Annotated in this window: 6 protein-coding genes and 1 pseudogene; 5 read left to right on the top strand and 2 right to left on the bottom strand. The window is 74.5% G+C overall.

Going from position 1 to position 4992, the window contains the following annotated elements:
- Positions 1–219 (bottom strand): annotated as a pseudogene (locus tag A6Q79_RS18495) (NADP-dependent oxidoreductase); the annotation flags it as partial.
- Positions 216–644: a hypothetical protein gene (locus A6Q79_RS18490; protein ID WP_067856500.1), complete on the bottom strand. Its 429-nt coding sequence runs from the start codon at positions 642–644 to the stop codon at positions 216–218. The gene A6Q79_RS18490 and the pseudogene A6Q79_RS18495, both read right to left, overlap by 4 nt.
- 265 nt (positions 645–909) lie before the next feature.
- On the opposite strand from A6Q79_RS18490, the gene A6Q79_RS18485 reads away from it, so the two are divergent.
- From A6Q79_RS18485 to A6Q79_RS18465, 5 genes are all read left to right on the top strand, one after another.
- A complete protein-coding gene (locus A6Q79_RS18485; RefSeq protein ID WP_286689288.1) occupies positions 910–2193 on the top strand; it encodes a sedoheptulose 7-phosphate cyclase in 1284 nt (427 codons plus the stop codon).
- The gene (locus tag A6Q79_RS18480) at positions 2190–2930 is read left to right on the top strand and encodes an SDR family NAD(P)-dependent oxidoreductase (RefSeq protein ID WP_286689287.1); all 741 of its coding nucleotides are present in this window, start codon (positions 2190–2192) and stop codon (positions 2928–2930) included. The genes A6Q79_RS18485 and A6Q79_RS18480 overlap by 4 nt, the downstream gene beginning before the upstream one ends.
- On the top strand, positions 2927–3571 hold the full coding sequence (locus A6Q79_RS18475) for an HAD-IA family hydrolase (RefSeq protein ID WP_067856504.1): 645 nt from the start codon (positions 2927–2929) through the stop codon (positions 3569–3571). Before A6Q79_RS18480 ends, A6Q79_RS18475 begins: the two co-directional genes overlap by 4 nt.
- Complete coding sequence (locus A6Q79_RS18470) at positions 3568–4584, top strand: ROK family protein (protein ID WP_286689286.1); 1017 nt, start codon at positions 3568–3570, stop codon at positions 4582–4584. Before A6Q79_RS18475 ends, A6Q79_RS18470 begins: the two co-directional genes overlap by 4 nt.
- Positions 4581–4992: alcohol dehydrogenase catalytic domain-containing protein (locus tag A6Q79_RS18465; RefSeq protein WP_317698941.1), on the top strand; the 412-nt coding region annotated here is incomplete at its 3' end. The genes A6Q79_RS18470 and A6Q79_RS18465, both read left to right, overlap by 4 nt.

The following is a 4992-nucleotide window of genomic DNA, read 5'->3' as shown; positions in this document are numbered from 1 at the left end:
CGACCCGTGCGGCGCGCGGAGCACGGTGCCGGCGAGGTCCCAGCCCAGCAGCGTGGTGCCCTCCGTCGGGATCTGGCCCGAGCGGGTGGCGAGGTCGACCGGGTTGACCGCCGCGCCGGCGACGTCGCCGACCAGCAGGTCGTCCCGGTCGGGCTCGGGGACGTCGAGCACCTCGACGACCTCGGGGCCGCCGGGGGCGTGGAAGCCCACGGCCCTCACGGCTGACCGGTCTCGCGTCGGGACGCGTCGAGCGCGTCCATGATGGTGAGGAGCTGGCTGCGTGCCTCCGGCGTGAGCTCGCCGGCGCGCATGGCGATCGAGCGCACCTGGCGGTCCGCCAGCGCCTGCGCCCAACCGGCGTCGTCCTCCTCCTCGCCGGTGAGGGCGGCCATCGAGATGGGCAGCGACGCCGCGCGCGGCTTGAAGTAGTGCACGAGCGCGGAGAGGACGGAGACCGTGGGGTTGGTCTGCGCGCCGCTGCGCAGCGCCGCGAGGTAGCTGCGCGAGATGGTGACGTCGTGCTCGGGGCTCTCGCTGATGGCCTGGGCGACCTCGGCGGTGGAGGGCTCGCGCATGCGACCGACGGGATCGCGCGTGGCGGCGTCGGCGAACCAGGCGTTCAGGCGTTCGGCGAGGGTCGACATGGTCACTCCCGGGGTGAGAGGTCGCCGTGGGGACAGCGGCGGGAACAGCGGCGGGGACACGGTGGGGGAACGACAGGGAGTGGCGTTCCTGTGTTGACAGTATCACACTCGCCATCCACAACTGCTGTGTGCCACTATAGTGGCACACGCGACGATGAACTGACCGGGTGTGGTCGCCCGCAGATCCCTGCAGGGCGGCAGCGCACCACCACCAACCGACGCCACGACCACGGGCCCTCGGGCCGGAGCAGGAGCAGGAGCACCGATGCGCAGCGCCACGGCCCTCACCCAGGGGCTCCACCACCACGTCCACCGCACGCGGGGCGACCTCCCGTCGCCCTCGACCGCCGTCCCCGACCCGACCCGCACGCCACGGCTCGGAGCCGACGCGTCGTGGACGGTCGAGGCGGTCCAGCAGGTCCGCTACCACGTCGTGCGGTCCCAGGGCCTGTTCGACGTCGACAACACGACGCTGCTCGACGGCTGCGCCGACGCGCCCATGGCCGCGGGGGAGCGCAGACTCGTGGTCGTCGACAGCGCGGTCGACGCCCTGCACGGCGACCGGATCCGTACCTGGTTCGACGCCCACGACGTCGCCGCGACGATCGTCGCCCTGCGCGCGGACGAGGAGGTCAAGCAGTGGGACTCCGTCTCGGCGGTGATCGACGCCATGAACGCCTTCGGGATCGACCGGCGCCGTGAGCCGGTGCTCGCGGTCGGCGGGGGTGTGCTGACCGACGTGGTCGGCTTCGCGGCCAGCCTGTACCGGCGCGGCACGCCGTACCTGCGCATCCCAACCACGCTGATCGGTCTCGTGGACGCCGGTGTCGGGGTCAAGACGGGGGTGAACTACGCGGCCGGCAAGAACCGGGTCGGGACCTACGCGGCGGCCAAGGCGACGTTCCTGGACCGCACCTGGCTCAGCACCCTCGACCCGCGGCACGTGTCCAACGGCCTCGCGGAGGTGCTCAAGGTCGCCCTGATGAAGTCGGCAGAGCTGTTCGAGCTGCTCGAGCGCTCGGGTCGCGACCTGCTCGAGGACCGGCTGCTGGGCAGCACGCCGGAGCTCGACGCCGCGGCCGCGACCGTCGTGGCCGAGTCGATCCACCTGATGCTGGAGGAGCTGCAGCCCAACCTCTGGGAGTCCACCCTCGAGCGCTGCGTCGACTACGGGCACACCTTCAGCCCGGTCATCGAGATGCGCGCGCTCCCCTCCCTGCTCCACGGTGAGGCCGTCGCCGTCGACATGGCGCTGACCACCGTGATCGGCGAGCTCCGCGGCTACGTCTCGATCGAGCAGTCGGCGCGGGTCCTCGCCGTCATGCGCCAGCTGGGACTGCCCACCTGGGACGACGTGCTGGCCGAGCCGGGGCTGCTGGCGTCCGCCCTGCGCGACACCGTGCGCCACCGCGACGGCCAGCAGCGGCTACCCCTGCCCGTCGGGATCGGGGGCCACCGCTTCGTCAACGACGTCACCGACGCCGAGCTGCAGAGGGCGCTGGAGCTGCTGCGCTCGCGCTCCCGGGACTACGCGCAGGAGACGCGATGACGACGGCCGTGGTCGTGGGCGGCTCCACCGGCGTCGGTCGCGGCGTCGCCGACGCGTGGGCCGCTGCCGGCTGCCGGGTGCTGACGCTCAACCGGTCCCGTCCGGTGGGCCCGGGGGCCGAGCTGCTGGAGCACGTCGCGGTCGACCTCGCCGATCCCGACGCCGCGCGCGTCGTCCTGCGCTCGCTGCCCGACGAGGTCGACCTGCTCTGCTACTCGGCCGTCTACTTCACCGCCGGACGTGCGCCGTTCGCCGAGACCACCGAGCGCGACTGGGAGGACCAGTGGCGCATCAACGTGCACGGGCTGTGGCTGGCGCTGCACAGCCTGCTGCCCGCCCTGCGACGTGCGGCGCCCTCGGTCGTGCTCAGCATCTCCTCGGAGGTCGTCTACAACGCGGGCCCGCTGCGGGCCGGCTACGCGGCCACGAAAGCCGCGGCCCGTGGGCTGGTCGAGTCGCTCGCGCAGGAGGAGGACCCGGACGTCGTGCGCGTCGTCCAGGCGCTGCCGGCGCAGATGGTGGACTCGCCGGGCATCAGGGCGCGCCGCCCGGACGACTTCGACTACGCCGACTACATGACGGGTGACGACTTCGGCCCGCTCGCCCGCGACCTCGTGGAGCGACGTGCCGCCGACCTCGCCGGTGAGGTCCTCGTGGTGGACCACGGCGGTGCCTACCGTCCGCTCGGCGACACGCTGCCGACGTCGCAGAGCCGACCGGCGGGGGTGTCGGCATGAGCGTGCGGCACGCGGAGGCGGACGCGTACCTGTTCGACATGGACGGCACGCTCGTGGACTCCACGTCGGTGGTCGAGCGGACCTGGGCCGACTTCAGCCGGCGGCACGGCCTCGACGTGGAGGAGGTGCTGGCCTACGCGCACGGTCGTCCGACGGCCAGCACGACCGCCCACTTCCTCGAGGACGCCGACGTGGCTGCCGACGAGGCGATCCGGCTGGCCGCCCTGGAGGAGGAGACCGTCGACGGCATCGTCGAGGTCCCGGGCGCGGCGGCCCTCGTCGCCGGGCTGCCCGAGGACCGGTGGGCCGTCGTCACCTCGGCCGGCCGACGTCTCGCCGAGCGGCGCCTGGACGCCGCCGGCGTCCCGCGTCCTGCCGTCCTCGTGACGGCCGACGACGTGGCACGGCCCAAGCCCGACCCGGAGGGCTACCTGCTGGCTGCACGGCTCCTCGGCGTCCCCGTCGACGCGTGCGTCGCCTTCGAGGACTCGGAGGCGGGGGTCCGGGCCGCGGTCGCGAGCGGCGCGCGCACGGTCGTGGTCGGCACGCTGTCGTCCCACGACGGGACGCTGCCACGTGTCGTGGACCTCAGCGGTCCCGACGTCCCCGGCGCCGTCGCCGCCACGAGGGTCCCGTCGTGACGGCGCTCGACACCCGCGGCCCTACGGCACGCACGCGAGCGACCGCGACGTTCGCCGTCGACGTCGGCGGCACCTGGACGAGGAGCCGGCCCCTGGAGGACGGCGCACCCACCGAGCGCGTGCCCACACCGAGCATCCTGCGGCGTCCTGGAGTCCCGGTGGCGGTGCTGCGGGACGACCTCGTCGCGCTGCTCGCCCGTCTCGCACCGCCGGGTGCGTGCGTGGCGGTCTCGCTCGGCGCCGCCCTCGACGAGCGCACCGGCATCGTGCACGGCTCGGCGCCGCTGTGGGGGGCGGCCGACGACCCCGTCGACCTGGGCGCCGCGCTCGCCCGACGCCGTCCCGATGTCGCCTGGCACCTCGTCAACGACGTCACCGCGGCCGTCACCGACCTCGCCGTGCGTCACGCACCCGCAGGGGTGCGGCACGTGGGCTACCTGACCGTCAGCAGCGGCATTGCTTACCGGTGTCTCGACGTCCCGCGCGCACGGATCGAGATCGACGAACGCGGGCTGCAGGGCGAGGTCGGCCACCTCGTGGCCCAGGTCGACGCCGAGGACGCCGACCTGCTGCGCCTGCGCTGCGAGTGCGGGGGAGCGGCCCACCTCGCCGCGATCTCCTCCGGTCCGGGCATCGCGCGGCTGGTCGTGCGGCGCGCGGGTGCCACGTCGGACCCGGTCGCCAGGCTTCGCGCGGGCCTCGGCGCAGGGGAGGACTGGGCCCAGGGGGTCCTCCGCTCCGCCGTGGCCCCGGTCGCGGCGCTGGTCCGCACCCTGTGGACCCTCGACCCGCACCTCGACCTGCTGGCCCTCGGCGGCGGTGTGGTCGAGGGACTCGGCGCCGTCTACGAGCACACGCTCCGCGAGCTGCTGGCCGTGCCCGCGTCGTACGCCGACCCGCCGCGGGACGACGCGTGGTTCGACGAGCACCTGCGGTGCTGCGTGCCGGGTGACGTCGACCTGCTGGCCGGCGCCGCCGCAGCCGTGTCCGGAGCAGCGGAGGCGGTCCGATGACCAGGGGAGCCGTCGCGTCGGGGCGCCCCGCGGCACTGGTGCGCGTCGAGCGGCACCGCGCCCTCGTCCGCACGCCCGCCGGCCTGCGGCTGCACAGCCTTCCGACCCCCACGCCCGGACCGGGTGAGCTGCTGCTGGCCCCGGAGGTCGTGGGCGTGTGCGGCACCGACCTGCAGATCCTGCGCGGGCTCCGCGCCGACCCCGCCGAGGTGCTCGGGCACGAGGGGGTCGCTCGCGTCGTCGCCGTCGGACCGGCCGTCGCCGGACCTGCACCTCGCGTCGGGGAGCGCGTGCTCGTCGACCCGACTCACCCGAGGGACGACACGTTCCTGCTCGGCCACAACGTGGCCGGTCTCTGGGCGGAGCGCGTGGTCGTGCCGGCCACGGCCGTGCGCGACGGGCTCGTGG

The organism is Aeromicrobium sp. REDSEA-S32_B7 (assembly GCF_001626145.1).
GTDB lineage: Bacteria > Actinomycetota > Actinomycetes > Propionibacteriales > Nocardioidaceae > Aeromicrobium > Aeromicrobium erythreum.
This window is presented reverse-complemented; position numbering and strand designations above follow the sequence as displayed.

What these genes read in the sequence shown, in the direction of transcription:
- A6Q79_RS18480 (WP_286689287.1), top strand. Translation starts at nt 2,190, where the DNA reads ATGACGACGGCCGTGGTCGTGGGCGGCTCCACCGGCGTCGGTCGCGGC.
- A6Q79_RS18485 (WP_286689288.1), top strand. Translation starts at nt 910, where the DNA reads ATGCGCAGCGCCACGGCCCTCACCCAGGGGCTCCACCACCACGTCCAC.
- A6Q79_RS18475 (WP_067856504.1), top strand. Translation starts at nt 2,927, where the DNA reads ATGAGCGTGCGGCACGCGGAGGCGGACGCGTACCTGTTCGACATGGAC.
- A6Q79_RS18490 (WP_067856500.1), bottom strand. Translation starts at nt 644, where the DNA reads ATGTCGACCCTCGCCGAACGCCTGAACGCCTGGTTCGCCGACGCCGCC.